Annotated in this window: 23 protein-coding genes; 8 read left to right on the top strand and 15 right to left on the bottom strand. The window is 57.9% G+C overall.

Annotated elements, in window-relative coordinates; all coding sequences use genetic code 11:
* The first annotated feature begins 26 nt into the window (after window positions 1-26).
* The 6 genes from nusA (at window position 27) to pnp (ending at window position 8,100) form a co-directional block, all read left to right on the top strand.
* Window positions 27-1,517: a transcription termination factor NusA gene (gene nusA, locus CLV44_RS15790; protein ID WP_106593088.1), complete on the top strand. Its 1,491-nt coding sequence runs from the start codon at window positions 27-29 to the stop codon at window positions 1,515-1,517.
* A 27-nt stretch (window positions 1,518-1,544) separates the two neighbouring features.
* Window positions 1,545-4,046: a translation initiation factor IF-2 gene (gene infB / locus CLV44_RS15785; protein ID WP_106593087.1), complete on the top strand. Its 2,502-nt coding sequence runs from the start codon at window positions 1,545-1,547 to the stop codon at window positions 4,044-4,046.
* 10 nt (window positions 4,047-4,056) lie between these two features.
* On the top strand, window positions 4,057-4,464 hold the full coding sequence (rbfA, locus tag CLV44_RS15780; protein WP_106593086.1) for a 30S ribosome-binding factor RbfA: 408 nt from the start codon (window positions 4,057-4,059) through the stop codon (window positions 4,462-4,464).
* Window positions 4,465-4,469: 5 nt separating this feature from the next.
* Complete coding sequence (truB, locus tag CLV44_RS15775) at window positions 4,470-5,420, top strand: tRNA pseudouridine(55) synthase TruB (protein ID WP_106593085.1); 951 nt, start codon at window positions 4,470-4,472, stop codon at window positions 5,418-5,420.
* Between the two features lie 123 nt (window positions 5,421-5,543).
* Complete coding sequence (gene rpsO / locus CLV44_RS15770) at window positions 5,544-5,813, top strand: 30S ribosomal protein S15 (RefSeq protein WP_106593084.1); 270 nt, start codon at window positions 5,544-5,546, stop codon at window positions 5,811-5,813.
* Between the two features lie 181 nt (window positions 5,814-5,994).
* Complete coding sequence (gene pnp / locus CLV44_RS15765) at window positions 5,995-8,100, top strand: polyribonucleotide nucleotidyltransferase (protein WP_106593083.1); 2,106 nt, start codon at window positions 5,995-5,997, stop codon at window positions 8,098-8,100.
* 80 nt (window positions 8,101-8,180) lie between these two features.
* On the opposite strand, the gene CLV44_RS15760 is transcribed toward pnp, so the two are convergent.
* The 3 genes from CLV44_RS15760 to rsuA are packed head-to-tail and all read right to left on the bottom strand — an operon-like array spanning window position 8,181 to window position 10,607.
* Window positions 8,181-8,858: a YciC family protein gene (locus CLV44_RS15760; protein WP_106593082.1), complete on the bottom strand. Its 678-nt coding sequence runs from the start codon at window positions 8,856-8,858 to the stop codon at window positions 8,181-8,183.
* Window positions 8,855-9,916 (bottom strand): class I SAM-dependent methyltransferase, encoded by a 1,062-nt coding sequence (locus CLV44_RS15755; protein ID WP_106593081.1) that lies wholly within the window; start codon window positions 9,914-9,916, stop codon window positions 8,855-8,857. The genes CLV44_RS15760 and CLV44_RS15755 overlap by 4 nt, the downstream gene beginning before the upstream one ends.
* Before the next feature lies 1 nt (window position 9,917).
* Window positions 9,918-10,607, bottom strand: a complete 690-nt coding sequence (gene rsuA / locus CLV44_RS15750; protein ID WP_106593080.1) for a 16S rRNA pseudouridine(516) synthase RsuA — start codon at window positions 10,605-10,607, stop codon at window positions 9,918-9,920.
* A gap of 123 nt (window positions 10,608-10,730) precedes the next feature.
* On the opposite strand from rsuA, the gene CLV44_RS15745 reads away from it, so the two are divergent.
* Window positions 10,731-11,567, top strand: coding sequence for a 6-carboxytetrahydropterin synthase (locus CLV44_RS15745; RefSeq protein WP_106593079.1), 837 nt, complete (start codon window positions 10,731-10,733; stop codon window positions 11,565-11,567).
* An 80-nt stretch (window positions 11,568-11,647) separates the two neighbouring features.
* Here the strand turns inward: CLV44_RS15745 and CLV44_RS15740 are convergent, their stop codons facing one another.
* The 10 genes from CLV44_RS15740 to dksA form a co-directional block, all read right to left on the bottom strand.
* Window positions 11,648-12,829, bottom strand: coding sequence for an acetyl-CoA C-acetyltransferase (locus tag CLV44_RS15740; protein WP_106593078.1), 1,182 nt, complete (start codon window positions 12,827-12,829; stop codon window positions 11,648-11,650).
* 246 nt (window positions 12,830-13,075) lie between these two features.
* Entirely contained in the window at window positions 13,076-13,915 is an 840-nt protein-coding gene (panC, locus tag CLV44_RS15735; RefSeq protein ID WP_106593077.1) for a pantoate--beta-alanine ligase, read from the bottom strand.
* 2 nt (window positions 13,916-13,917) lie between these two features.
* Window positions 13,918-14,712, bottom strand: a complete 795-nt coding sequence (panB, locus tag CLV44_RS15730; RefSeq protein ID WP_106593076.1) for a 3-methyl-2-oxobutanoate hydroxymethyltransferase — start codon at window positions 14,710-14,712, stop codon at window positions 13,918-13,920.
* Window positions 14,713-14,763: 51 nt separating this feature from the next.
* Window positions 14,764-15,270, bottom strand: a complete 507-nt coding sequence (gene folK / locus CLV44_RS15725) for a 2-amino-4-hydroxy-6-hydroxymethyldihydropteridine diphosphokinase (protein WP_106593075.1) — start codon at window positions 15,268-15,270, stop codon at window positions 14,764-14,766.
* Window positions 15,251-16,699 carry a polynucleotide adenylyltransferase PcnB gene (gene pcnB / locus CLV44_RS15720; RefSeq protein ID WP_106593074.1) on the bottom strand — a complete coding sequence of 483 codons (1,449 nt, stop codon included), beginning with the start codon at window positions 16,697-16,699 and terminating at the stop codon, window positions 15,251-15,253. Before pcnB ends, folK begins: the two co-directional genes overlap by 20 nt.
* A gap of 516 nt (window positions 16,700-17,215) precedes the next feature.
* The gene (locus CLV44_RS15715) at window positions 17,216-18,601 is read right to left on the bottom strand and encodes a sigma-54-dependent transcriptional regulator (protein WP_106593073.1); all 1,386 of its coding nucleotides are present in this window, start codon (window positions 18,599-18,601) and stop codon (window positions 17,216-17,218) included.
* Window positions 18,598-21,549, bottom strand: a complete 2,952-nt coding sequence (locus CLV44_RS15710; RefSeq protein WP_106593072.1) for a sensor histidine kinase — start codon at window positions 21,547-21,549, stop codon at window positions 18,598-18,600. Before CLV44_RS15710 ends, CLV44_RS15715 begins: the two co-directional genes overlap by 4 nt.
* The gene (locus tag CLV44_RS17460) at window positions 21,539-21,712 is read right to left on the bottom strand and encodes a hypothetical protein (RefSeq protein WP_211298164.1); all 174 of its coding nucleotides are present in this window, start codon (window positions 21,710-21,712) and stop codon (window positions 21,539-21,541) included. Before CLV44_RS17460 ends, CLV44_RS15710 begins: the two co-directional genes overlap by 11 nt.
* Window positions 21,712-22,602: a tRNA glutamyl-Q(34) synthetase GluQRS gene (gluQRS, locus tag CLV44_RS15705; protein WP_106593100.1), complete on the bottom strand. Its 891-nt coding sequence runs from the start codon at window positions 22,600-22,602 to the stop codon at window positions 21,712-21,714. Before gluQRS ends, CLV44_RS17460 begins: the two co-directional genes overlap by 1 nt.
* A 53-nt stretch (window positions 22,603-22,655) precedes the next feature.
* A complete protein-coding gene (gene dksA / locus CLV44_RS15700) occupies window positions 22,656-23,087 on the bottom strand; it encodes an RNA polymerase-binding protein DksA (protein WP_106593071.1) in 432 nt (143 codons plus the stop codon).
* 241 nt (window positions 23,088-23,328) lie between these two features.
* Between dksA and CLV44_RS15695 the strand changes: the two genes are divergently transcribed.
* Complete coding sequence (locus CLV44_RS15695) at window positions 23,329-24,495, top strand: pyridoxal phosphate-dependent aminotransferase (RefSeq protein WP_106593070.1); 1,167 nt, start codon at window positions 23,329-23,331, stop codon at window positions 24,493-24,495.
* Here CLV44_RS15695 and CLV44_RS15690 read toward each other — a convergent pair.
* Entirely contained in the window at window positions 24,482-24,811 is a 330-nt protein-coding gene (locus CLV44_RS15690; protein ID WP_106593069.1) for a Rieske (2Fe-2S) protein, read from the bottom strand. The two genes, CLV44_RS15695 and CLV44_RS15690, sit on opposite strands and share 14 nt — an antisense overlap.
* A 1-nt stretch (window position 24,812) precedes the next feature.
* Entirely contained in the window at window positions 24,813-26,342 is a 1,530-nt protein-coding gene (locus CLV44_RS15685; protein ID WP_106593068.1) for a bifunctional aminoglycoside phosphotransferase/ATP-binding protein, read from the bottom strand.
* Window positions 26,343-26,359: the final 17 nt, after the last annotated feature.

Below are 26,359 nucleotides of genomic sequence, written 5' to 3'. Positions count from 1 at the left end.
GGTTTGAGGTTTGGCGAGGCAGTCGTATGAATAAAGAGATTCTACTGGTTGCAGAAGCTGTTTCTAATGAAAAAGACGTGCCCAAAGGCGTCATTTTTGAAGCAATAGAAGTTGCTCTGGCCACGGCTACAAAAAAGCGCTACGACGAAGAGGCTGATGTCCGCGTCGAGATTGATCGTACAACCGGCGACTACGAAACCTGGCGCCGCTGGCTGGTTGTCAGCAACGAAGGTGTTCCAGCGCTGGGTACTGAGCTGACATTACAGGAAGCGCATGAAATTGATCCGGCACTGCAGCCGGGTGACGTGTACGAAGAAAAGGTGGAGTCGGTCGCGTTTGGCCGTATCGCCGCTCAGACTGCCAAGCAGGTTATCGTACAGAAGGTACGTGAAGCTGAACGTGCGAAGGTGGTCGAGCAGTATCAGGACCGTAAAGGCGAGTTGATCGCCGGTACGGTCAAAAAAGTGACACGCGATAACATTATCGTCGATCTGGGTAATAACGCTGAAGCATTGCTGCCGCGTGAGAACCTGATCCCGCGGGAAAGCTTCCGCATGGGGGATCGTGTCCGTGCAGTACTACAGGAAGTGCGCAGTGAAGGACGTGGTCCGCAGCTGGTACTGAGCCGTAGTTCCAATGCAATGCTGATCGAATTGTTCAGTATTGAAGTGCCGGAAATCGCTGAAGAAGTCATTGAGATTCGTGCTGCCGCCCGTGATCCGGGTACGCGTGCGAAGATCGCTGTTAAGACCAACGATGGCCGTATCGACCCTGTGGGTGCTTGTGTGGGTATGCGTGGTTCGCGTGTCCAGGCAGTGTCCAACGAGTTGGGCGGCGAGCGCGTGGATATCATTCTCTGGGATGACAATCCGGCGCAGTTGGTAATCAATGCAATGGCTCCTGCAGAAGTGGCGTCTATCGTCATGGATGAAGAGAGCCACTCGATGGATGTGGCCGTCGCTGAAGAAGCGCTGGCGATGGCGATTGGCCGCAGTGGTCAGAACGTGCGGTTGGCCAGTGAGCTGACCGGTTGGGTTCTGAACGTGATGTCGGAAGCCGATGCTGCCGAAAAGCAGCAGACTGAAGTCGGTGCTGTTATCGACATGTTCGTCAAACATCTGGACATTGATGAAGAGGTCGCTGAAATCCTGGTAGGTGAAGGCTTTACGTCACTTGAAGAAGTGGCCTACGTACCGGTTGACGAGATGCTCGACATCGAAGAATTTGACGAAGAGCTGATCGAAGCACTTCGTGCCCGCGCCAAGGATGCTCTTATCAATCTGGCAATTGCCAGTGAAGAGCAGCTGGGTGACGTGGAACCGGCTGAAGACCTGCTGACAATGGATGGTATGGAGCGAACCCTGGCGTTCCAGCTGGCCGCTCGCGGCATTGTCACCATGGAAGATCTGGCAGAGCAATCTGTCGAAGATCTGCTGGACATTGAAGGGCTGCCTGAAGACAAGGCCGCCGAGCTTATCATGACCGCTCGTGCGCCCTGGTTTGCACAAGAGCAGTAAACGCCAGCGGAAGAGGAGAACACATATATGGCAGAAGTAACCGTTAAACAACTTGCCGATGTGGTTGGTGTATCCGCTGAGCGTCTGCTGACGCAGATGCAGGAAGCCGGCATCAAAGGCAAAAAGATCGAATCCAATGTTTCTGAAGACGAGCGCCTCAAGCTGCTTGGTCATTTGAAACGTAGTCATGGTGAACAGCCGGGTACGGCTGAACCGAGTAAAATTACGCTGAAACGCAAGACTAAATCACAGTTGAAGATCTCCGGTGCATCCGGCCAGCGCAAAACCGTAAGCGTAGAAGTGCGCAAGAAACGCACTTACGTCAAACGTTCGACGCTGGAAGAAGAAGCAGCACCGGCCGTTGCAGAAGTAGCCGCCCCTGCCGTCGCGGAAGTTAAGGCAGAAGCGCCTGCTGCGGCTGTCAGCAAGCCGGCTGAAACCGTTGCCGAAGCACCGAAGGCTGCTGCCGTTGAAGCTCCGGCTGCTGAAGCCAAAGCTGCCGCACCGGCTGCCAAGCCCGCTGCAGCGAAAGCACCGGCTGCACCTGCAGCCCCTGTTGCTGCGGATCCGGTTCATGACAATCCGCGTCGTAAGGACAAGGAAAAGTCACGCCGCAGTGATGACGACCGTCCGCGTCGTGGCAAGGGTGGCAAGACTGCACGCCAGGAAGACACCCGTGGCCGTCGTGGCAAGGGTGGCAAGCGTGTTGCGACGAATGCCCGTCGTGGTGGCAGTTCTAACCAGCATGGCTTTGAAAAGCCGACCGCACCGGTTGTACATGAAGTCAACGTCCCTGAGAGCATCACCGTGGCCGAGCTGGCCAAGAAGATGTCAATCAAGGCGGCTGAAGTCATCAAGGTGATGTTCAAGATGGGTGCCATGGCAACCATCAACCAGGTGTTGGATCAAGATACTGCGGTACTGGTCGTTGAAGAGATGGGGCACAAGGCGATTCCGATGCAGGAAAACGCCATTGAAGATGCTCTGATCGAAAGCGTTCAGGCGGCTCAGGGCGAGCAGGTCGGTCGTGCACCGGTGGTGACCGTCATGGGTCACGTTGACCATGGCAAGACCTCTTTGCTGGATTACATCCGCCGCACCAAGGTGGCGACTGGCGAGGCGGGTGGTATCACCCAGCACATCGGTGCCTACCACGTTGAAACCGACAACGGCATGGTCACCTTCCTCGATACCCCGGGACACGCAGCGTTTACCGCCATGCGTGCACGTGGTGCTCAGCTGACCGATATCGTGGTACTGGTTGTCGCAGCGGACGACGGCGTGATGCCGCAGACCGAAGAAGCGATCCAGCACGCCAAGGCTGCCGGTGTACCGCTGGTGGTTGCGGTGAACAAGATCGATAAGGAAGATGCTGATCTGGACCGGGTCAAGAACGAACTGGCCCAGCGCGACGTACTGCCTGAAGAGTGGGGCGGCGATGTTCAGTTCGCGCATGTCTCTGCCAAGAGCGGTGAAGGCATCGATGCCCTGCTGGACGCGATCCTGCTGCAGGCTGAACTGCTTGAGCTGACAGCGGTCAAGGATGCGCCGGCACAGGGTGTCGTGGTTGAGTCCCGTATCGATAAAGGACGTGGTTCAGTCTCCACACTGCTGGTTCAGAACGGTACTCTGCGTAAGGGTGATATCGTTCTGGCAGGTCTGCATTACGGCCGTGTACGTGCCATGCTGGACGAAAACGGCAAGCCGATCGAAGAAGCCGGTCCCTCCATTCCGGTCGAAATCCTCGGTCTGGACGGTACTCCGGGTGCCGGTGACGAGTTCACCGTTGTATCCAGTGAGAAGAAAGCGCGTGAAGTTGCTCTCTTCCGTCAGGGTAAATACCGCGAAGTCAAACTGGCGCGTCAGCAGAAAGCCAAACTGGAAAACCTGTTCGAGAACATGCAGGCCGGTGAAGTGAAGTCGTTGAACGTCGTTCTGAAAGCGGACGTCCGTGGCTCTCTGGAAGCGATCATCCAGTCTCTGGAAGACCTGTCGACCGACGAAGTGAAGGTTACCATTGTCTCCAGCGGCGTAGGCGGCATCGCTGAAACTGATGCCAACCTGGCATTGGCATCCTCTGCGATCCTGATCGGCTTTAATGTCCGTGCGGACAACCAGGCCAAGGCGATCGTTGAGCGTGAAGAGCTGGAGCTGCGTTACTACAGCGTGATCTATGACATCATCGATGACGTGAAACTGGCAATGACCGGTCTGCTGTCACCGGAATACCGTGAAGAGATCGTCGGTATCGCTCAGGTACGTGACGTGTTCCGTTCACCGAAGCTGGGTGCAATTGCCGGCTGTATGGTGACCGATGGTACGGTGTACCGTAACAAGCGTATCCGTGTACTGCGCGACAACGTGGTTATCTATGAAGGCGAACTGGAATCCCTGCGTCGCTTCAAGGAAGCCGTTGCGGAAGTGCGTCAGGGTATGGAATGTGGTATCGGGGTGAAGAACTACAACGACGTGAAGGTCGGCGACCAGATCGAAGTGTTCGACACCATTGAAGTACAGCGTACGCTGTAACCGGAGCATCATGGCACGCGATTTCAAACGAACTGACCGGATAGGGGACCAGATCCAGCGTGATCTGGCCTCCCTGATCCAGCGCGAGATCAAGGATCCACGCTTGGGCATGGTTACCATCAGTTATGTCAAAGTGAGCAAGGATCTCGGCTATGCCGATATCTACTTCACGGTGATGGCAATTGGTGATCAGGCCGAGCAGGATGTAGTGAAAGCTACCTCTCAGGTCCTCAATAACGCGTCCGGTTTTCTGCGTACCGAGCTTGCCCGCAGCATCAAGCTGCGGGTGATGCCGCACCTGCGTTTCCACTTCGATGAAAGTGTGGAACGCGGCCGGCATCTGCATGGCCTGATCGAAAAGGCCTGGCAGCAGGAAGCTCTGCGCGCGGATGATGACGAAGATACTAACGGGAACTGAATATTATGGCCCGTAGACCTAAAGGCCGCCCAATCAGCGGCCTTTTTCTGTTGGACAAGCCGATAGGCTTGTCATCTAACTCTGCTCTGCAGCGGGTGAAGCGCTTGTATGGTGCGGCGAAAGCTGGACATACCGGTGCGCTGGATCCGTTGGCGACAGGGCTGTTGCCGATTTGCCTGGGTGAAGCGACCAAGTTCTCGCAGTATCTGCTGGACTCGGACAAGCGCTATATCACCACAGCAAAGCTGGGGCAGCGGACGGATACCTGTGATGCCGAAGGCGCGGTCATCGAAGAGAAGCCGGTTCCGGCGGATCTTGATCCGGCACAGATTGAAACCCTGCTGACGCAGCATTTCAGTGGCGATATTGAACAGGTGCCGCCGGTCTATTCGGCGCTCAAGCTCAATGGCCAGCCGCTGTACAAGCTGGCCCGCCAAGGCATAGAAGTTGAAGTGAAGCCGCGGCAGGTGACCATTCATGCGATCAAGCTGGTAGCGGTGAGAGCGGACGAACTGGATCTGGAGATCTTCTGTTCCAAAGGCACTTATATCCGCAGTATTGTCGAAGATTTGGGCTTGCTGTTGGGCTGCGGTGCGCATGTCAGCATGCTGCGCCGGTTGCAGACCGGACCGTTTGACGCCTCGCAGATGATGACGCTGGAACAGCTGCAAAGCCTGGCTGAACCGCGTCAGGATGAGGCTGAAAACAGCATACACCAACGCCTGGATGCGTTATTATTGGCGCCATGGAGTCCGGTGGCTCAGTTGCCGGCGTTGACGCTGACTGCTGCAGAAGCGGAGCGTGTTCGGTTGGGGCAGCGCTTGCGTGCAACCCATGCAGGCACCCTCAGCGGTGAAGTACGCCTGTTTGCCGACGGACCAGACGATTTTATGGGCATCGCCGAGATCGGCGCCGATGGTGTACTCCGGGCCAAGCGCCTGGTGAGCAGTGCCTGAAGAGTTGGGTCTTGAGACCTTACTGACGCTGTACTGAAAATATGCTCGGTGCAGCGCGACTTTTAATCCGCAGCCGTTGATCCCTTATTGGGCGGCCGTGTGCATATTAACGAGGAGAATAGAATGGCTCTTTCTAACGAGACAAAAGCGGCAATCGTTGCTGAATTCGGTCGTGGTACCGGTGATACCGGTTCTACTGAAGTTCAGGTTGCGCTGCTGACTGCGAACATCGAAGGCCTGCAGGGTCACTTCAAGTCGCACAAGCAGGATCACCACTCACGTCGTGGTCTGATCCGCATGGTAAACCAGCGTCGTAAGCTGCTGGATTACCTGAAGGGCAAAGACGCTGACCGCTACCTGGCGCTGATCGGCCGTCTCGGACTGCGTCGCTAAGCAGTCCTGCGCTGAGGCCATACATTGTATGGCCTTAGTTTTATCTGATCCCCGCACGCGTTGACACAATCATCCAGCCTGTACTCACTTATCCACTGCCTTAGTTGATAACTGAGTACTGGCTTGAAAAGAGGTATGGTTGGTCGGCTGGCGGGATAACTCGACTCAAAGGAGTTTTATCGTGCAAGCGATTAGCAAAACATTCCAGTTTGGCAAACATGAAATCACCATCGAAACCGGCAAGGTTGCTCGTCAGGCGACCGGTTCTGTCATGGTGACCATGGGTGGCGTACAGGTACTCTGTACGGTTGTTGGTGCAAAAGAAGCGAAGGAAGGTCAGGATTTCTTCCCGCTGTCCGTGCACTACCAGGAAAAATACTACGCTGTTGGCCGTATCCCGGGTGGTTTCTTCAAGCGTGAAGCGCGTCCGTCCGAGAAGGAAACGCTGACTTCCCGTCTGATCGACCGTCCGATCCGTCCGCTGTTCCCGAAAGGCTACATGAACGAAGTTCAGGTTGTCTGCACGGTGATGTCCGCCGACAAGATCAACGATCCGGATATCGCAGCGATGCTGGGTACCTCAGCGGCACTGGCCATCTCCGGCCTGCCGTTCCTGGGCCCGATCGGTGGTGCCCGTGTCGGTTTCACCGAAGCCGACGGCTACATCCTCAACCCGACCTATGAAGAATTGGCGACCTCTGAGCTGGACATGGTTGTTGCCGGTACTGCTGATGCCGTACTGATGGTTGAGTCTGAAGCGAAAGAACTGACCGAAGACGAAATGCTGGGCGGAGTCCTGTTTGCACACCAGGAAATGCAGGTGGCGATTACCGCCATCAACGAACTGGTTGCTGAAGCCGGAAAGCCGAAGTGGGATTGGCAGCCGGCCGCGAAAGATGAAGCCTTGATTGCGCAGGTACGTGATCTGGTAGGAGCAGGCATCACCGCGGCTTACCAGGTGGCTGACAAGATGCAGCGTCAGAACAGCCTTGCCGCACTGCGCAGCCAGGCAGTTGATACGCTGTCCGGCAGCGAAGCGGACAAGCCGAGCGCGAAAGCGGTCGCCGGCATTTTCAGCGCGCTGGAAAAAGAGATTGTGCGTAACCGCATCATCGATGGCGAACCGCGTATCGATGGCCGTGATACCAAAACCGTACGTCCGATCGACGTTGAAATCGACATGCTCAAAGGCGTGCACGGTTCGGCGCTGTTCACCCGCGGCGAAACTCAGGCGATCGCTACCTGTACTCTGGGTACCAGCCGTGACCAGCAGCTGATCGATGCCATCGAAGGCGAACGCAAAGATCCGTTCATGCTGCACTACAACTTCCCTCCGTACTCCGTAGGCGAAGCCGGCCGTATGGGCGGTGCCGGTCGTCGCGAGATCGGTCATGGCCGTCTGGCACGTCGTGGCGTAGCGGCAGTACTGCCGACGCAGGAAGAGTTCCCGTACACCATCCGTATCGTATCCGAGATCACCGAATCCAACGGCTCCAGCTCCATGGCGTCAGTGTGTGGTGCGTCTCTTTCCATGATGGATGCGGGTGTACCGCTGAAAGCGCCGGTGGCGGGTATCGCCATGGGGCTGGTTAAAGAAAACGACCGCTTTGCCGTACTGACCGACATCCTGGGTGATGAAGATCACCTCGGTGACATGGACTTCAAGGTTGCCGGTACCGATGCAGGCGTAACCGCTCTGCAGATGGATATCAAGATTACCGGTATCACTGAAGAGATCATGGAGATCGCACTCGAGCAGGCATGTGAAGCACGTAAGCACATCCTCAAAGAGATGGCGAAAGTGATCGGTTATGCACGTCCGGAACTGCCGGACAACGCACCGGCCATGACCCTGCTGAAGATCAACCCGGAGAAGATCCGTGACCTGATCGGCAAGGGCGGCGCGACCATCCGTGCGTTGACTGAAGAAACCGGTGCCATGATCGACATCGAAGACGACGGTACCGTACGTATCTACGCTGACGACAAGGCCAAGGGCAAGGCTGCGGTTGAACGCGTGAAGGCGATCACGGCTGAAGCTGAAATCGGCAAGATCTACGAAGGCAAGGTTGTGCGTCTTGAAGAGTTCGGCGCATTCGTTAACATCCTGCCGGGCAAGGATGGTCTGGTTCACATTTCCCAGATCGCCAACGAACGCGTACAGGCCGTAACCGACTACATCAAGATGGACCAGATGGTGAAGGTCAAGGTTCTCGACGTTGACGTTCGTGGCCGCATCAAGCTGTCCATGAAAGATCTGGTTGAAGACGAGTCTGTCTCCAGCTAATAAGTGTCAAAGCTGAAAAAGCCCCTGTCGACGTTGGTCGGCAGGGGCTTTTTTGTATCTGGATGCTCGGCGGTGATGGCTCAGAGGCTTTTTTGTTCCTCTTTCATTACGCAATAGAGACGGTAGGCATAGATGGTGGGCAGAACGCCGAGGAACTGGATCAACAGCGAGACCAGCATCATCGCACCCTGCTGTTCAACGAGCAGCTGGCCGAACAGCATTTCAGCCACCAACAGAACACCGAAAATCAGCACCATGCCCTGCAGCAGCGGCCAGAAGAAGTCAGCCGTATGCTCCCAGCTGGCGCGGATGGACTCCATCGGTCCCTTGCCTTCCATGACACAGTAAAACTCGGCAAATGCCAGGCGTACGCCGATGTAGATGCCGGGTATCACCAGCAGTACGAGGCCGAAGGAGATCGCCAGCACACTGATGATATAGGTGATCAGCAGTCGTCCCCAGCACGCCAGACTCAAGCTCAGTGCACGCCCGGCCTGCAACGGTTGCCCCTGCAGGACCGATTGCATGTACAGCAGGGTAGCCCCCCAATAGATCGGCATCATGGCGATATCCAGCGCAGAGTTCAGGAACATGTTGCGCTGTACCAGTTCCATCTGTTCGCCGGCATCGGTGATGCCCTGCAGCAGCTGAAACTGTACCAGCCCGAGAATGGCGAGAAAGGGAAGTTGGATCAGCGCCAGCCGGTTGAAATGACTGCGGAAGAAAAACAGGCTTTGGCGAAGGTAGTCGAAGGTCATGAAGGTCCCCGTGTCTGACGGTTGATCGGTTGGCGCAGCCGTACCAGTTTGAACTGGCCGCTATCCATGTAAGTGACGATATCGGCAAACAGGCCAGCGGCCTTGCGCTCCAGCGGAATATGCTGATTGACCACGAAACAGGCCGTTCCGTTCACGGCCAGCAGGCGTTGGGCTGAGTGCAGGAAGCGATCGGTCAGGTCACCATCGACCGAAAAGCCGCTGTGAAATGGCGGATTGCACAGGATCAGCTCAAAGTCCGGCTGCAAGCGATCGCCGGCATTGGTCGCAATGACTTCAGCGCCATTCAGGCCGGCCTGATTCAGATTATAGCGGCAGGCCTGCAGTGCAGCAGCGTTATTGTCGGTGCATACCAGGCGGCTTTCAGGGCCTGCGGCATTGATGGCCAGATAACCAAAACCGCAGCCCAGGTCGAGCACTGATCCCCGAAACGGAAGCGGTGCTTCCAGCATGGCCGGCAAATGTTCGATCAATAATGCACTGCCCCGGTCGACCTTGTTCCAGCCGAACAACCCCGGTTTGGATACATACTGGTGGTGCTGATCGCTGCATACCTGGCGCAGGGCAGTATAGTCCTGGTGTTCTGGGCAAGTGCCGGGTGCATAGGCAGCGGTGATTTCGGCGCACCAGCTGTCGCCCCCGAGTTTACGTTCCTGGCGAACACCGCCGAGGCAGGCCTCTGCCTTGCGCGCGTAGGTACGGATACCTTCACCCTTGTCACCCAGAAGAATCAGGCTACCGCCTGTGGCCAGCAGACGTTTGGCCTCGCTGATCAGGTAGTGTACGACCGGTTTTTCCTTGGAAACACGGTACAGCACCTGCGCGAAGTGGCCCTCAGCATAGGCTGACAGGTCGAAGTCGCTGAACTGTGCCTGCCAATGCTGTGCCTGCAGGCGTTCGATCACATCCAGGCGGTTGCCGATGACATGCACCTGTGGGTTGGCCGCGGTATCGAGTTGAATATTCTCATCGACCAGCCACAAAGTGGGTCGTTGCGTGCTGCGCAGGTAGTGGTTGAGTTCCGGGGTCAGCAGGTCCATATCAGATACTGGCAATTTCGTCGGCGGTCAATTCGCGATATTCACCGGGCTCCAGCATTTCGTCGAGGCAGATCGAGCCGATCTGCTCACGGTGCAGGGATTCCACCCGGTTACCGATCGCGGCGAACATGCGCTTCACCTGATGGTAGCGCCCCTCGTGCAGGCAGACTCGAGCCTCATACTCAGACAGGATCTCCAGCTCGGCAGGCTTGGTGGGGAGGCGTTCACCATTAAGCATGATGCCGTCGGCAAATGCCTGTATGGCGTCTGCGGCAATCGGCGCTGCCGTAGTGACATGATAGACCTTGCCGGTCTTGTGGTTGGGTGACGCGACCCGGTGCGCCCACTGACCGTCGTCGGTCAACAGCACCAGACCGGTGGTGTCGACATCAAGACGGCCGCAGATGTTAAGGCGTTCGACGCGCGGCATCTCCAGCAGGGCCAGCACCGTGGGGTGGGTCGGGTCGTCGGTGGAGCAGACGACACCTTCAGGCTTGTACAGCATCAAATAACGGGTGCGGGGCGCTTCCAGCGGGAATCCCTGCAGATTGACGGCATCCGTTGCAGAAATTTTGCGGGACGGGTTCCGTTCTAACTCGCCGTTGACGGACACTTCGTCTGCATGCAGCAGGCGTTTGACCTCCTTGCGCGAGAAATCGGTGACCTGGGCAATGTATTTATCGAGTCGCATGAGTACCTGCAAAACAGTCAAAAGGTCTAGTATATAGTAGCGGCCAGATAGACCACAGGCTGTTGTGAAAGCGCCGCCCGAATCCGCTAAAATGGCGCTATTAATTTAACTGATGAGGTGGCCGTGAAGCTTTTTGTCGATAACCTGACCCACGTGGATTTCTCCTACCTGCATCCGGAACGTGGTCTGCTCGGCGAGTCCTGGGCGGTGCAACTGGTGCTGGATGGCAGCCTTGATGCTCAGGGCATGATCTGCGACTTCGGTGTCGTCAAACGCCGGGTCAAGCAGTGGCTGGATACACATGTCGACCACCAGTTGGTGGTGCCGACCGGAATGGCACGGCTTGCGCTGACGACGGCCGAGGGCATGACGGACGTTGATTGGCAGTACCCTGATGGCAGCCGTTTCCACTGCCGAGCTCCCGAGCAGGCAATTGCGGCGGTACCGGTTGAGGCCATTGACGAGCGTGGCCTGGCTGAATGGTGCCGTGATCAGCTGCTAGCGCTGTTCCCGGATCAGGTCAAGGGCGTTGAACTGGCGTTCGTCGCCGAGTCGATCGATGGACACTTCTATCACTACAGCCACGGTCTGCAGCAACATGACGGCAACTGCCAGCGTATTGCGCATGGCCATCGCTCGAAGATCGAGATCTACCGGAACCACCAGCGTGACGAAGCCCTGGAGGGGGAGTGGGCCGAGCGTTTCCGTGATATCTATGTGGGTACCCGCGCGCACCTGCAAGCGGATGCCAATGGCGAGCACCGGTATGCCTACACGGCCCCTCAGGGTGAATTTGAACTGAGTTTGCCAGCGAAGGCTTGCTATCTGATCGACACCGAAACCACGGTTGAGCAGATTGCCATGCATCTGGCGGCTGAAATCAAGGCAGCGTATCCGCATGACGAGATTATCGTGCGGGCGTTCGAAGGGATTGGTAAAGGCGCGATCGCAACCGCTTGAGCCTGTCCCGGACTATAGCAGCAAACAGCCGCCCAAGAGGCGGCTGTTGTATTTCAGGCTACAGGTTAACTATGGGTTGATCAGTCGCGTTCGATCGCCAGAGCTGTACCCATGCCACCACCGATGCACAACGTTGCCAGACCTTTCTTGGCGTCACGTTTGATCATCTCATGAACCAGGCTGACCAGAACGCGGCAGCCGGAGGCTCCGATCGGGTGGCCCAGGGCAATCGCACCGCCATTGACGTTGACGAGCTCGGTGTTCCAGCCCAGGTCCTTATTGACCGCCATCGCCTGAGCCGCGAATGCTTCGTTGGCTTCGACCAGTTCCAGAGCATCGATACCCCAGCCGGCTTTTTCCAGTGCCTTGGTGGTGGCACAGATCGGGCCGGTACCCATGATCGCCGGGTCCACCCCGGCAGAGGCGTAGGCTTTGATCCGGGCCAGCGGTTTCAGACCCAGGGCCTCGGCCTTTTCAGCGGAGCACAGGATTACGGCAGCGGCACCATCGTTGATGGTGGAGCTGTTACCGGCGGTGACGGTGCCGTCTTTCTTGAACGCCGGACGCAGTTTGCCCAACGCTTCAGGGGTGCAGCCGAAACGCGGCTGTTCGTCGGTATCGAATACAACCGGGTCGCCCTTGCGCTGAGGAATGCTCACCGGAATGATTTCATCTTTGAAACGGCCAGAGGTAACGGCTGCTTCGGCCTTGTTCTGTGAGGCACTGGCAAAGGCGTCCTGCTCTTCACGGCTGAAACCGTATTTCTCGACAATATTCTCGGTGGTGATGCCCATGTGATAGTTGTTGAAGGCATCCCAGAGGCCATCATTGATCATGGTATCGACCATTTTCCAGTCGCCCATGCGTGCGCCGTTGCGGGAGTTTGGCAGAATATGCGGTGACTGCGACATGTTTTCCTGGCCACCGGCAATGATCACGTCGGCATCGCCGCAACGGATGGCCTGAGTTGCCAGCTGTAGGGCCTTGAGGCCAGAGCCGCATACCTTGTTGATGGTCATGGCCGGAACTTCCTGCGGAATACCGGCATGAATCATCGCCTGACGTGCCGGGTTCTGGCCGCAACCGGCGGTCAGCACCTGGCCCAGGATTACTTCATCGACTTCGGCGGGGTTCAGCCCGGTCTGTTCCAGCAGGCCTTTAAGAACGGTTGTACCCAGAGATGCAGCGGAAAGGGAGGAGAGAGAACCATTGAACGCACCAACCGCCGTACGGCCAGCGGCAACGATAACAACATCGCGCATAGTAAGTGTGCCTCTTTCATTCATATCATTATTGAGCCTGTGACCATGCTAGTGGTCACACGTGACCGACATGTTGCATGGCATACTGCACACAGGTAGAAACCGGGCTGTTCGACGAGCCTAGAGTGTCTTTGAGTCTGCGCGAATGGCGCGGATGCTGTCAACTAGACCAAAAGCGATAATGTATGGGCAGAAAGGTGGTCGTACGGGGGGATGCCAAAGCCCGGGCGGGCTTCGGCGCAGGCATCAGACTTCGATATTGTCGATCAGGCGCGCGCGCCCCAAATGAGCAGCGGCCAGAATGACCAGGTCATCTTCCGGTTGCGCTGGCTGCAGCTGGGTACGGTCGAGAATGCGGTAGAAGTCGCGGCTGAAACCGGCCGCTTCCAATGCCGTTTGCGCCTGTTCTTCCAGGGCGGCAAAGTCTCGCTCACCATTGCGGATAGCGGCAGCGGTGTGTTGCAGGGTCTGATGCAAGACCGGGGCAACGGCCAGCTCGGCCGCAGTCAGGTAGCCGTTGCGTGAACTCAGTGCCAGGCCACTGTCTGCTCGTTTGGTGGGCACGCCAATGATATCCACCGGGATACAGAGATCACGCACCATTTTGCGGATCACGGCAACCTGCTGATAATCCTTGAGCCCGAACACGGCCGTGTCCGGCTGCACCATGTTGAACAGCTTGCAGACCACGGTTGTGACACCGCGGAAATGCCCCGGGCGGCTGGCACCGCAGTGCAGATCTGACAGGCCAGGTACTTCGACGAGTGTCTGCAATTCCTGACCATCGGGGTAGACCTCGGCGACCGACGGCGCGAATACCAGATGGCAGCCCGCTGCTTCCAGGTGCTGCTGATCTTCAGCCAGGGTACGCGGATAGCTGTCCAGATCTTCGTTGGCACCGAACTGCAGCGGGTTGACGAAGATGCTGGTAATGACAACATCTGCCTGCTGCAGAGCCGTCTCGACCAGCCGCAGGTGACCCTGATGCAGGTTACCCATGGTGGGCACCAGTGCGATGCGTTTACCGTCTCGGCGGTGTTGTTGCACCGCCGCCCGCAGTTCAGCGAGAGTATGAAGCGTTTGCATGGTTACTCGAATCCATGTTCTTCGGCGGGGAATTGGCCACTGCGGACCTGTTCACCGTAAAGACGGAAAGCGTCCTGAATGTTCGCGGCTTCAGGCATGAAGTTCTTGACGAATTTGGGCATGCGTCCAACCGTTACGCCGAGCATGTCGTGCATCACCAGCACCTGGGCGTCGGTATGGGGGCCGGCACCGATGCCGATCACGGGGATATCCACGTTGCGGGTAATTTCGTCGGCCAGCAGCGAGGGTACGCACTCCAGCAACAGCATGCTGGCACCAGCCTGTTCCAGACGCTTGGCATCTTCCAGCATTTTCAGGGCTGCATGCTTGTCACGCCCTTGAACCCGGTAACCGCCCAGCTTGTTGACGGCCTGCGGAGTCAGCCCCAGATGGGCACAGACCGGTACGCCGCGGTCAGCCAGCAGGCTCACGCTTTCGCATAGCCAGTCGCTGCCTTCCAGCTTGACGATATGGGCACCGGCGCGCATCAGCTCACCGGCACTGTCCATCGCCTGCTCCGGCGTGGCATAACTCATGAACGGCAGGTCGGCCATAATCATCGCGCCCTGATTGCCACGGGCAACACAGGCGGTATGGTAAGCCATCTCTTCGACGGTGACGGGCAGGGTGCTGTCCTGTCCCTGCAGTACCATGCCAAGGGAGTCGCCGACGAGGATCATCTCGATACCGGCACTGCTGACCTGATGGGCAAAGGTGGCATCGTAGGCAGTCAGTACGGCAAACTTTTCACCCGCCTGTTTACGGGCGCTCAGGGTATGCAGCGTGATGTTACTCATAGCATTCTCTTTGTTATCAATGAGACGCCGATCCAATTCGGCTTGGGGCGATTATAGCGGTATCTTTTCCAGTGTGCCCAGTGGGCATTGGACTAGATGGCCGTGGAGGGAGGAACCGTCGGGCAAGTGCAGGTCGGGTACCAGCTCCGCCAGCGGCCAGAGTACGAAGTTGCGTTCCAGCATCCAGGCGTGAGGTACGGTAAGGCGCTCACTGTCGATGACCTGATCGCTGTAGAGCAGAATATCCAGGTCCAGAGTTCTGGGTCCCCAGTGGATTTTGCGCACACGCTGGTGTGACTGCTCGATCGCCTGCAGGGCATCAAGCAGCTGTTCAGGTGCCAAGGCGGTATCCAGAGCGGCAACGGCATTGATGTAATCCGGCTGGCCTGGAGGGCCGACCGGATCGGAGCGATACAGGGAAGAGTGGTGTACCAGCACGCAGTGATCGAGTTGTGCCAGTTCCTGCAGGGCGGTACGAACCTGCTCCTGCGGTGCATCCAGATTACTGCCCAGCCCGATATACACGCGATTCACTGGATTACTCTCCTGCGGGTCCATCGGTTTGTTGCGGACGCTTGCGCGGCCGGCGTCGACGTTTGCGTTTCGGTTTTTCGTCTTGCTCGGTGGGCATCATGTCGCGGCGGCTGACCGGGTTGGCGACCTGATAATCGGTCCACCATTGGCTCAAACCGCCCAGATCTTCGCCGCTGTTTTCTCGCAGTAACAGCAGGTCATAGGCAGCGCGGAAACGCGGATGTTCCATCAACTGATCGGCGCGCTTGCCCTGGCGACGGGGCAGGCGCAGCTGCAATTCCCAGATCTCGCGGACCGGGGTCGAGAAACGACGCGGGATGGCGGTGCATTTGACCTGTTCAGCCAGGACCTGGTTGGCCGCTTCATGCAGCAGCGGGATCGAGGGCAGATCGGAGTGGGGTTCCAGTTCGCGGATACGCAGCTGCAGCGGATACCAGAGCAGTGCTGCGAACAGGAAGGCCGGGGTTACGCTTTTGCCTTGAGCCAGGCGGCGGTCGGTATTGGACAGCGCATTGAGGAGCAGGGTTTCAACCGGAAACTCCTCAACTTCCAGTGCCTGGTCGGTCAACGGGAACAGGTACTCGAACAGACCAAAACGGTGCAGTTGGCGATAGGAAGCTTCACCGTGACCACTTTGGAGCAGCTTGAGTACTTCGTCGAACAGGCGTGCCGGTGAGACATTATGCATCAGCGGTGCCAGTTCACGAATGGGGCTGGCGGTGTCGGCTTCGAGATCCAGGTCCAGCTTGGCGGCGAAGCGTGCTGCACGCAACATTCTGACCGGGTCTTCGCGGTAGCGTGCGGCTGCGTCACCGATCATGCGCAGGCGATTGTGCTGGAGGTCATCATAGCCCCCGGCAAAATCGATAATGCTGTGGTCTTTGACATCATAGTAGAGGGCGTTGACGGTGAAGTCGCGGCGCATGGCATCTTCGGCGATGCTGCCGTATACATTGTCACGCAGGATCATGCCGGTTGCGGCAGTGCGGGCGTCGTCACCGGACGCCTGTTCCTGATCGTGGGCGGCACGGAAGGTTGCGACCTCAATCACTTCACGGCCAAAGCGCACGTGCAGCAACTTGAAACGACGGCCAATCAGGCGGCCGCGACGGAACAGTTCAACTGCCTGTTCCGGATGTGCCGAGGTGGCAATATCGAAGTCCTTGGGCTTCTGGCCGCGCAGCAGATCCCGGATACAGCCGCCCACCAGATAGCCTTCATAGCCGGCATCTTCCAGTCGATAAACAACCTTCATGGCGTTGTCATCCAGGTAGCGGCGGGGAATCTGATGTTCGCTTTCGGGGATACGGCGGGGAGTCCCGTCGGCAAGGGTATGGGTAGACGTCTCGGCGTCCGGTGTATGCGTGCTGGCGCGGCTGCGGTTGCGGATCAGTATCCAGACAATCAGAGCGGCGGCTAGCGCGGCGATAACAACAAGTAGAGTGTTCGGCATGGGTCGTGCTGTGTCCCTGTCTGTAACGGCTCACGGATGGCGCATGATAACACCTGACTATGCTGAGCATAAGGTTATGCAGGATTCAGGTCATTCTGAACAGGTATTGTGTGTAGGCAAGAGGGTCAAGCAAGCGGGGTAGGGGGGGTGTCGGTCGTAAAGTGGCAACATAAAACTTAGCTTGTTGTTTTTGTTCCTAAGAGCACTGATTGGGGAGCGCTGCAGTGCCACTTTAACGACCGACTAAGCCTCATTGTTATTTTTATTCGAGGCAGACCACTCATTCACATGACCTATTGTTATTTTTATTACTGGTCAGGCTTCAGTGTGTACGTTGTTGTTGTTCTGACTAGATATAATGCAGGCACCGTGCCAAAAAACATAACATTATGTTTTTAAATGATTTTTTATTTATAGTCCAAATAAAGGTATGAAAAAAACAACAGAGTGTTACCTGAATATACGGTTTTGTGTGGTTGTGGGTAGTTAGGTAACACTTGAAAGTGTTACCTAAGGTTACCCTTTCGGCTTGCGCGGGATGCCCAGCTTCTGCCGGCGCTCCCACAAGTTCTTCCGACTGATACCCAGTGTTTTTGCCAGTTCTGTTTCGCTCATAAGGTCCTGATTTTCAAGGACAAAGCGCTGAAAGTAGTCGTCAAGAGACAGGTCCGAGCGTGGGCGCTCGTGGTGGTGATGACCCTGTGCAGGCTCGGGGTGTGTTTGTTGATATCGGGTTTCCAGCTCACTGAGACTTTGGGTTTCAACATCCAAGCCCAGGAGATCTGGAGTGATGCGGTGTCCGTCGGCAAGAATGACGGCGCGTTCAATCGCGTTTTCAAGCTCGCGTACGTTTCCGGGCCAATGATAGCTGCGCAGCAGTTGCAGGGCGTCGGTGCTGAATACCAAGTCTTCGCAGCCGAGCTTGCGGCCTTGCTTGTCGAGAAAGGCGGTGGCCAGTTCGAGAATATCCCCCTCACGGTCGCGCAGCGGGGGCATGCGCAGTTCCATCACGTATAACCGGTAATAGAGGTCTTCGCGGAACTGGCCGGAACGGGCACGGGTCTTAAGGTCTCGGTGGGTGGCGGCGATCAGGCGGACATCGACCTTGAGCGGTAGCACGGCCCCGACTCGACGGATTTCGCCTTCCTGCAGAAAGCGCAACAGGCGGGCCTGGGCTTCCAGCGGCAATTCACCAATCTCGTCCAGAAACAGGGTGCCGCCGTCAGCCGCTTCGATGAGGCCACTGCGGCTGCTGGTGGCACCGGTGAAGGCTCCCTTTTCGTGCCCAAACAGTTCGGATTCAATCAGGGTCTCGGGAATGGCGGCACAGTTGACACACACCATTGGTTTGTTGGCGCGGTCACTTTGTTCGTGGATCGCGCGGGCTGCCAGTTCCTTGCCGGTGCCGGACTCGCCCAGAATGAGCACGGTGGCATGGGTACGCGCAACCTTGGCAATACGCCGGTACAGCTCCTGCATCGGTTTGCATGAGCCGAGTATGCGCGTCTGCTGGGGGGTGTCGGGTGCGTTCTCGCGGCTGTCGGTCGATGTTGTGGGCTTTGCCAGAGTGGCAGCGACCGTTTTCAGCATCTCGTCATGGTCGAAGGGTTTGGCAATGTAGTCAATGGCACCGAGTTTCATTGCATCGACGGCCGAACGCAGGCTGGCGTAGCTGGTCATGATCAATACCGGCACCTGGCCGGCCAGTTCGATCAGGTCGGTACCGGGAGCGCCGGGCAGTCGCAGATCGGAAATGATCAGGTCGAAGCTGTCCAGGCTGTGGCGTGCGGTGGCATCGGCGACCGATTCGGCATCACCAACGTCATAGCCGTTTTTTTCCAACAGGCGTTTCAGTGCGGAGCGGATGATATTTTCATCCTCAACAATCAGAATTCGACTCATCCGGACAAACCTTCTCCATCTGCCTCCGGCTGCTCAGGGGCTGTATTGCTCTGCTGTAGCCGGGGTAAGGTAATAATGACCTGAGTGCCTTTGTTCTGTTTTTTGTCGGCCGGACTCAATATCTCGATATTACCATAGTGCTGGGTAATGATGTTGTAGACCAAAGGTAGGCCAAGCCCGGTGCCCTTGCCCGGTTCCTTGGTGGTGAAGAAGGGTTCGAACAGCTGATCGAGGTGTTCCTGCGGGATACCGCTGCCGGCGTCGGTGATGAGAATACGGCAGCTGTGCTCGGTCTGATCCGAGTTCAAGCGGATTTCACTGGCGGCGGGCGAGGCGTCGCTGGCGTTGTTGAGCAGGTTAACGAACACCTGCAGCAGCAACTGCAGGTCACCCTGAATGTACAGGTCGGGGGGCACGTCATTAATGAAATGCTGCTGGCGACTGCGGCTGTCCAAAGTGATCAGGTGAATCGCTTCATCAATGCAGGCGTGCAGAGCCACCGGTTCGAAATGCTCGGGACCCTCCTGGCGACCGGTGTGGGCAAAGCGGATCAGCGACTGGACGATGCGGTTGATGCGTTTGGTCTGGTCCACGATCTGATCGCCGGTTTCCAGTACTTCAGGCTGCTCGGTTTCCAGTTTCAGGTTCTGTGCCAGGCAAGCTATACCCGTCACCGGGTTACCGATTTCGTGGGCAACCCCTGCAGCAAAGCGACCGATGGAGGCCAGGCGTTCGCTGTGAGCCAGTTTGCGAGCCATCAGCTGATGCTGGGTTTCCTCCTCGATCAACAGCACCATGCCTTGGGCCGGAGTGTCATCCAGACGTGCCTTATGCAGGCTGAACCAGCGTTGGGCACCGGCCAGCTCGATACATTCGGCACTTTGATGCAGGGTGTCGGTGGCGGCAAAGCGTGCCAGCAGATCTGACCAGGGCAGTGGCAGTTGGTCAAGGCGCGTGCCCAGTGTCATATCCGGGGTCAGGTCGGTATAGGCCTCCAGTTCGGCGTTCCAGAACAGGATGCGCTGCTCGGCATCGACGGTGCAGACGCCGATCGGCAGGCGTTGCAGGGTGGCGCGGTGGTAGCGGCGCAGCTGGTCCAGTTCGGCGGCCAACCCCGATAGGCGCTGATCATAGGTTTCCAGCTGTTGCTCCAGCAGGTGAACATCACGCGCCTTGAAGCCGCCGTCTACAGGGCCGTCCAGCGGCTGCAACAGGGCGGCCGCTTCTACGGGGCCGAGTAAACCGGACAGGTTCTGTTCCAGTTGGGTGCGCATGCGCAGGGTATCCAGCGGATTGAGCTGGCCGGCGGACAGGTGCAGTTCGCGCAGGGCACGCCGCACTTCACGCAGGGCGGGCTTGGCACCCAGTCTTGGCGTCAGCCGGGTAACGAATTCGGCGTCACTCAGAACCTGAATGTTGTGACCGGCAGGGCGCGGCAGTGCATTGAGCATGCAGGCATCCGCTGCCAAACGTTCATCCCGGTTGCCGGGGAACAGCACTGATCCGGTGATCAACATGAGGATGTTGGCCAGCAATGACAGCAAAGCCATCGGATAGCCCTTGTCGGCGGGCTGTGCCGGTATCAAATCGGTATTGAGCAATCCCATCATCGGCAGCAGCAGGCCCAGCCCCCAGACGGCAAAGCCGGCGGTGATACCGGCGATGAAACCGTTGCGGCTGGCGCTTGGCCAGTACAGCGTGGCCAGTACCCCCGGCAGGAACTGGAGGAAGGCGATAAATGCCAGTAGCCCCAGCTGGTTGAGATCGAAACGGTGGCCGATGAACTGGAAGAACAGGAAGCTGCCCAGCATCACGAACAGGATGATCAGCCGACGGATCCACAGCAGCCAGGCATAAAAGCGGACATTGTCGGGTACCCGTACCAGCGGCAATACCACATGGTTCTGCAGCATGGACGCCAGAGCCACGGTGGCGACGATGATGATGCCGCTGGCGGCAGACAGCCCGCCGACAAAGGCCAGCAGGCTAAGCCAGGGCAGCTCAAGCGTCTGGCCCAGCTGCAGCACCATATATTCCGGGTTGCCGATGGCGTCACTTTTGATCGCCGCCCACAGAATGGGAGGAACGGCCAGTGCCAGCAGTAACAGGAACAGAGGAATGCCCCAGCTGGCGCGATACAGGCTTTCGGTGGGCAAATTTTCGGTGAAGGCGATATGAAACATGTGTGGCATGACGAACGCGCAGGCAAAAAAGGCCAGCAGCAGGATCTGCCAGTGATCGGCTTGTGGCGGCTGCTGCAAATGCTGCACGTACTCAGGGTTGGCCGCCAGCCAATCCAGCAACCCGGAGGGGCCATCCAGTACGGCAAACAGGGCGTAGCCGGCAATGGTCAGCAGTGCGACCAGTTTGACCAGCGATTCGGTGGCGATGGCAAATACCAATCCGTTATGGCTGTTGCGCAGGGAGGCGTGGCGGGCCCCGAACAGAATGGTGAACAGCGCGATTACGGTACAGAAACCGGCGGCGGCCTGGGTCGACGAGATCTGCTGATTGAGCATCGGCAACGAGTCGGCCAGTGCCTGAATCTGGATTGAGATCAGCGGCAGGCTGATGAACAGCATCAACAAGGTCGTCAGTGTGCCGACCCGGCCGCTGCGGAAACGGAACGCGAACAGATCGGCCAGAGAGCTGAGTTGATGGCGCCGGGTAATGCGCAGGATGGGGATCAGGATCAGCGGAGCCAGCATGAAGGCGGCCGAAGCACCCAGATAGGAAATCAGGTATGCATACCCTGACGCATGGGCGACCCCGAAGATGCCATAAAACGTCCAGGCACTGGCAAATACGCCCAGTGCCAGCACGTGTACCAGCGGATGACGGGTGAGGCGTTCAGGCAGACGTTTGCGCTCGGTCAACCAGGCTGCACCGAACAGGGATAGAAGGTAGCCGCAGCCGATCAGCAACAGGGTGGTGAGGTCAAAGTTCATGATGTCGGTGGCGCCATTCAGCGGCCGCTGTGAGCATAATCAGCAGCGCCCAGATGAGGAAGGGGACTAGCCAGTGGTAGTGGTTGAACAGCCAGTGGCGTATCGCGTTTGGCAGCAGTAGCAGCGTGGCCAGACTGAGCAGCAATAGCAGGCGCTGGCGCATCACGGTGCGGGGTGTGCGTCAGCTGGCAGGCTGAGCACGGCGGGAACCGTTGCCAGCTGCCAGTGTGTTGTGGCCCAGCTCAAGACTTCATCCGGGCTGGCGTCGGCCAGTTCCGCCGGCGGCTGTTGCCCGAGCAGATCGAGTGCTCGCAGCAGCAAACCCTGGCGCTCATGGGCGCTGATGGCCGGTGCCAGGTTCTGCTTGCTCAATTTTTGTCCGGCAGCGTTGGTGATCACCGGTATATGAGCGTAGCGGGGTTGCGGGTAGCCCAGCTGCGCCTGGAGTTCCATCTGATGTGGGGTCTCGTCTATCAGGTCGCTGCCGCGCAGTACTTCGGTAATGCCCTGTTCGGCATCATCGACAACCACCGCCAGCTGGTAGGCAAACAGACCGTCGCGGCGAAACACCATGAAATCGCCCTGATGTCCCTGCCATTGGTAACGGCGCAAACCCTGAATGCGGTCGGTGAACTGCTGTTCGCTGGTTAGATGACGGACACGGTAGGCACAGTTTGAACCGGGAGCCGGTGGATGCTGCAGGCAATGGCCGTCATACCCGGTCACGTTGCGGCTGCGCAGTTGCTTGCGGCTACAATTGCAGGGGTAGGCGGTATGTTGTGACAACAGATATTCAAGGGCATCGCGGTAATGGCTCAAACGCCGGCTTTGATAGACCACGTCTGCATCCCAGTGCAGACCGAAAGCATCCAGCGTGTGCAGAATGGCATTGCTGGCGCCCGGTTGTTCGCGGGGAGGATCGAGATCTTCAATGCGCAGTATCCAGCGCCCGCCACGGGAACGAATATCTAGGTAGCTGGCCAATGCAGCCAGCAGGGAACCAAAATGGAGCGGTCCGGTTGGGGAGGGAGCAAAACGTCCGATACAGGGCACAATCACGACTCGGGGCAGCTATATGAGGTGCCGGAGCACCTCAATGGCGGACATCAGCGGCCGATCTGTTTTTCCTTGATTTCGGCCAGGGTCTTGCAGTCGATACAAAGGGTCGCAGTCGGGCGAGCTTCCAGACGGCGAATGCCGATCTCAACGCCACAGGCTTCACAGAAACCGTAGTCATCATCATCGATGCTGTCGATCGCTTCATCGATTTTGCGAATCAGTTTGCGTTCGCGATCGCGAGTACGCAGTTCCAGGCTGAACTCTTCTTCCTGGCTGGCGCGGTCGCTGGGGTCGGCAAAGTTGGAAGCTTCCTCTTTCAGGTGGGTAATGGTGCTATCCACCTCTTCCATCAGGTCGCGTTTCCAGGCAAGCAGAATTTTGCGGAAATGCTCTCTCTGCGCGGCATTCATGTACTCCTCACCGGTATCCAGCGGATAGGGTTGGAATTGCATGAACTGAGTATGATCTGTATTAGGCATTGGCGCAGCCTCACGTCATTGGGGGCTCAGACTTGCGAAAGCCCGATTGCTCCGGTCCGGCGCCCCTGATATGGGAACACATGGTGCTTTAAAAGCCGGTGAAAGTACCAGAAGCCCACTCTTTAGGCTAGACCCCTTTTGGCTTTTTGCCATCCTGATGGATATTCTGCGGGGAACGACGGGGTACAGCTACGACGAATGTCGATATACTGCCGCGCGTATTGACTGGAGAGAGTGACGGATGAATACAGGTTGGACGGCGCGGGCGCGCGAAATTGACTCGTTCAAGGTGATGGATCTGCTCAAGCGTGCAGCCGAGCTGGATGCGGCAGGCCATGATGTCGTGCATATGGAAGCGGGTGAGCCTGACTTCCCCACGGCGGAGCCGATTATGGCGGCTGCCCGTGCTGCCTTGGCTGCGGGACACACCCGCTATACACCTGCCGGCGGTATTGCACCGCTGCGGGAGGCGATTGCGGGGTTCTATCAGCAACGTTATGGGGTGACGATTACACCGCAACAGGTGTTGGTGACAGCGGGGGCTTCGGGAGCATTGTTGCTTGCGTTCGCCCTGCTGGCCGCGCCCGGCAGCCGTTTTCTGCTGGCCGATCCCGGTTATCCGTGCAACCGCCAATTTCTGCGTTTGCTGGAGGCGCGTGGCCAGCTGATCCCGGTGGGTCCGGAGACCAACTATCAGCTCACCCCTGAGCTGATTGAGCAGCATTGGCAGGATGATACGGCGGGCGTATTGCTGGCATCGCCATCCAACCCTACGGGGTCAGTGGTGCCGACCGAGCAGTTGGCAGCCATTGCCGACAGCGTTCGCCGGTTGGGTGGTGCGCTGATTGTGGACGAGATCTATCACGGGTTGACCTACGGCTTTGATGCCGAGACCGTGCTGGGTGTGGCGCCGGAGGCAGTCGTGTTGAACAGCTTTTCCAAGTACTTCGGTATGACCGGATGGCGTTTGGGCTGGCTGGTGGCACCGGAGGATGCTGTCGCGGAGATGGAAAAAATCGCGCAGAATCTGTTTATTTCGCCGGCGACCCTGTCGCAGCATGCGGCACTGGCGGCATTTTTCCCGGAAACGCTGGCGATTCTGGAGCAGCGCCGCGAAGCGTTTGCTGTCCGCCGCGATCGTTTGGTTGAGGGATTGCGTGCGCTGGGTTTTGGTATTCCGCTGATGCCGGAAGGGGCCTTTTATGTCTACGCCGACGCCTCCCACCTGACGGATGACAGCTATGCCTATTGCTGGTCGCTGCTGGAAGAGGATCACCTGGCGGTCACGCCGGGTGCCGATTTCGGGTGCAACCATCCGGAACGCTACATCCGTTTCTCCTACACCACCGGATTGGATCGAATCGAGCTGGCGCTGGCACGCCTGCAGGCACGGATCAGTCGCGGCTAAGATAAACCTTGCCGTCCCTGACCGTGCAGGGCAGTGCTTCCAGCTGCTCGCCGGGGCAGGGACCGGCGATACAGACGCCATCCTCAATGCCGAACAGGGCACCGTGGGTGGCGCACTGAATGAACTGCTTCTCATAGTCAAGAAACTGGTCCGGTTGCCACTCCAGACGAATGCCCCGGTGCGGGCAGTTGTTCTTCCAGGCCAGCACCCGTTCGCCGCGGCGCAGCAACAACACGGCGGTACCGTCGTCCAGATCGAAGCCACGGCCCTCGATCGGGTCCAGTTCATGAATGCGGCACAGATAGCGGTCGCTCATCTCAGTCTCCAATCAGGCGCTGCGCACGCAGTTGAGACATCAGCTGTTCGATCGCCTCGTCATCACGGGTATCCACCGGCAGTGTAATCAGCTGCTCATCGCTGCTCAGTGGCTGCATTACCTTCATCTGTTCATGCATAACGGCGACATCGGCATCGGAAGGGTCAAGCCCCTCTTCCTGGCGACGCTTGAGGCGGGCTTCGATCAGATTCTGTTCACAGTGGCAGCTGATGATGCGCACGGGTAGATCCAGGTTGGCCGCCAGCTCGACATAGGCGTTGCGGGTACGTTGGTGGATGAACGTGGCATCAATCACAACCGAGTAGCCGGCCTTGAGCATCAGAGTGGTGGTTTCCAGCAGATGCTGAAAGGTCCGGCTGTTCATTTCCGCGCTGTACAGATCCAGTGACAGACCCTGCAGGCTCAGCTCGCGGTAAATGCGTTTGCGCTCGACATCGGAACGGATGCGGATGACACCGACCGCTTCCGCCAGGCGTTTGCTCAGATAGCTTTTGCCGCTGCCACTGACACCGTGCATCAGGAACACGGCCGGGGTACGTTCGCGGCAATAGTGTTCGGTCAGGTGCAAATAGTGACGGCAGGTTGCAACGTCCGGCTGAGTGCCGAGCATGGCAACCTTGGCCCGTACCATTGAGCGGTAGGCTTTGTAGAAGTTCAGCAGTGGCAGGGCTGTATAGTCACCGGTCAACTCCAGATAGCGGTTGAGACAACGGTTGGCCCAACGGAACTGCTGGTTGGCTTCCAGATCCATCAACAGGAAGGCAAGATCGGAGATGGTATCGATCCAGCGGAATTCCAGATTGAACTCGATGCAGTCGAACAGGCGCAGCTCATCGTGAAACAGGTTGATGTTGGCCAGATGCAGATCACCATGGCATTCGCGCACATGCCCCTGCCGTTTGCGCTGGCGCATGGCCGCACCCAGAGCACGGAAGTTTTCCGCCGTGCGTGCCGACAGCTGCTGCAGCAGCGCCCAGTCTTCGGCGGTCAGGTGGTCCGGCGGGATGTAACGAAAGTTGTCGGCGATCACTTCCCATAGCGTATCCGGTTCGCCCCAGGGGCTGTCCTGGGCCACGATCGGCAGGCGTTGGTGAAAGGCTGCAATCTGCTCGGCCAACAGGTCGATCCAGTGGGTTTCAAACAGTTGGCGCTGCAGCAGGCGGTCAAGGCGCAGTTCAGGATCGAACTGGTACATTTTGACCGCATACTCGATGATCTCCCCGTCTGCTTCCAGTTCAGGTGCCTCGCTGCTGCCGCCGATCGGGACCAGACCGATGTAGATGTCGGGCGCCAGGCGTTGGTTCAGGCGCACCTCTTCTTCACAGCAATGGCGGCGCTGTTCCAGCGTGGTAAAGTCCAGGAAACCGAAGTTGACCGGCTTCTTGATCTTGTAAGCGTAGTCCCCGGTGAGCAGCAACCAGGATATATGGGTTTCGATCACTTGAATGCGGTCGACCGCGTGTGGGTAACAGGCGGGATTGCACAAGGATTCGATCAATTTGGGTAACATGAGGCTCCTGCTGTTGT

It is taken from the genome of Marinobacterium halophilum, from assembly GCF_003014615.1.
GTDB classification, from domain to species: Bacteria; Pseudomonadota; Gammaproteobacteria; order Pseudomonadales; family Balneatricaceae; genus Marinobacterium; species Marinobacterium halophilum.
This window is presented reverse-complemented; position numbering and strand designations above follow the sequence as displayed.

Bases quoted from the DNA above. Each gene is read 5' to 3' on its own strand.
- CLV44_RS15690 (WP_106593069.1), bottom strand. From the start codon at position 24,811: ATGAGCGACCGCTATCTGTGCCGCATTCATGAACTGGACCCGATCGAG.
- CLV44_RS15685 (WP_106593068.1), bottom strand. From the start codon at position 26,342: ATGTTACCCAAATTGATCGAATCCTTGTGCAATCCCGCCTGTTACCCA.
- rbfA (WP_106593086.1), top strand. From the start codon at position 4,057: ATGGCACGCGATTTCAAACGAACTGACCGGATAGGGGACCAGATCCAG.
- CLV44_RS15715 (WP_106593073.1), bottom strand. From the start codon at position 18,601: ATGAGTCGAATTCTGATTGTTGAGGATGAAAATATCATCCGCTCCGCA.
- rsuA (WP_106593080.1), bottom strand. From the start codon at position 10,607: ATGCGACTCGATAAATACATTGCCCAGGTCACCGATTTCTCGCGCAAG.
- CLV44_RS15755 (WP_106593081.1), bottom strand. From the start codon at position 9,916: ATGGACCTGCTGACCCCGGAACTCAACCACTACCTGCGCAGCACGCAA.
- infB (WP_106593087.1), top strand. From the start codon at position 1,545: ATGGCAGAAGTAACCGTTAAACAACTTGCCGATGTGGTTGGTGTATCC.
- CLV44_RS15710 (WP_106593072.1), bottom strand. From the start codon at position 21,549: ATGAACTTTGACCTCACCACCCTGTTGCTGATCGGCTGCGGCTACCTT.
- nusA (WP_106593088.1), top strand. From the start codon at position 27: ATGAATAAAGAGATTCTACTGGTTGCAGAAGCTGTTTCTAATGAAAAA.
- dksA (WP_106593071.1), bottom strand. From the start codon at position 23,087: ATGCCTAATACAGATCATACTCAGTTCATGCAATTCCAACCCTATCCG.
- pcnB (WP_106593074.1), bottom strand. From the start codon at position 16,699: ATGCCGAACACTCTACTTGTTGTTATCGCCGCGCTAGCCGCCGCTCTG.
- truB (WP_106593085.1), top strand. From the start codon at position 4,470: ATGGCCCGTAGACCTAAAGGCCGCCCAATCAGCGGCCTTTTTCTGTTG.
- panC (WP_106593077.1), bottom strand. From the start codon at position 13,915: ATGCAAACGCTTCATACTCTCGCTGAACTGCGGGCGGCGGTGCAACAA.
- CLV44_RS17460 (WP_211298164.1), bottom strand. From the start codon at position 21,712: ATGCGCCAGCGCCTGCTATTGCTGCTCAGTCTGGCCACGCTGCTACTG.
- CLV44_RS15695 (WP_106593070.1), top strand. From the start codon at position 23,329: ATGAATACAGGTTGGACGGCGCGGGCGCGCGAAATTGACTCGTTCAAG.
- CLV44_RS15760 (WP_106593082.1), bottom strand. From the start codon at position 8,858: ATGACCTTCGACTACCTTCGCCAAAGCCTGTTTTTCTTCCGCAGTCAT.
- panB (WP_106593076.1), bottom strand. From the start codon at position 14,712: ATGAGTAACATCACGCTGCATACCCTGAGCGCCCGTAAACAGGCGGGT.
- rpsO (WP_106593084.1), top strand. From the start codon at position 5,544: ATGGCTCTTTCTAACGAGACAAAAGCGGCAATCGTTGCTGAATTCGGT.
- CLV44_RS15740 (WP_106593078.1), bottom strand. From the start codon at position 12,829: ATGCGCGATGTTGTTATCGTTGCCGCTGGCCGTACGGCGGTTGGTGCG.
- folK (WP_106593075.1), bottom strand. From the start codon at position 15,270: ATGGACCCGCAGGAGAGTAATCCAGTGAATCGCGTGTATATCGGGCTG.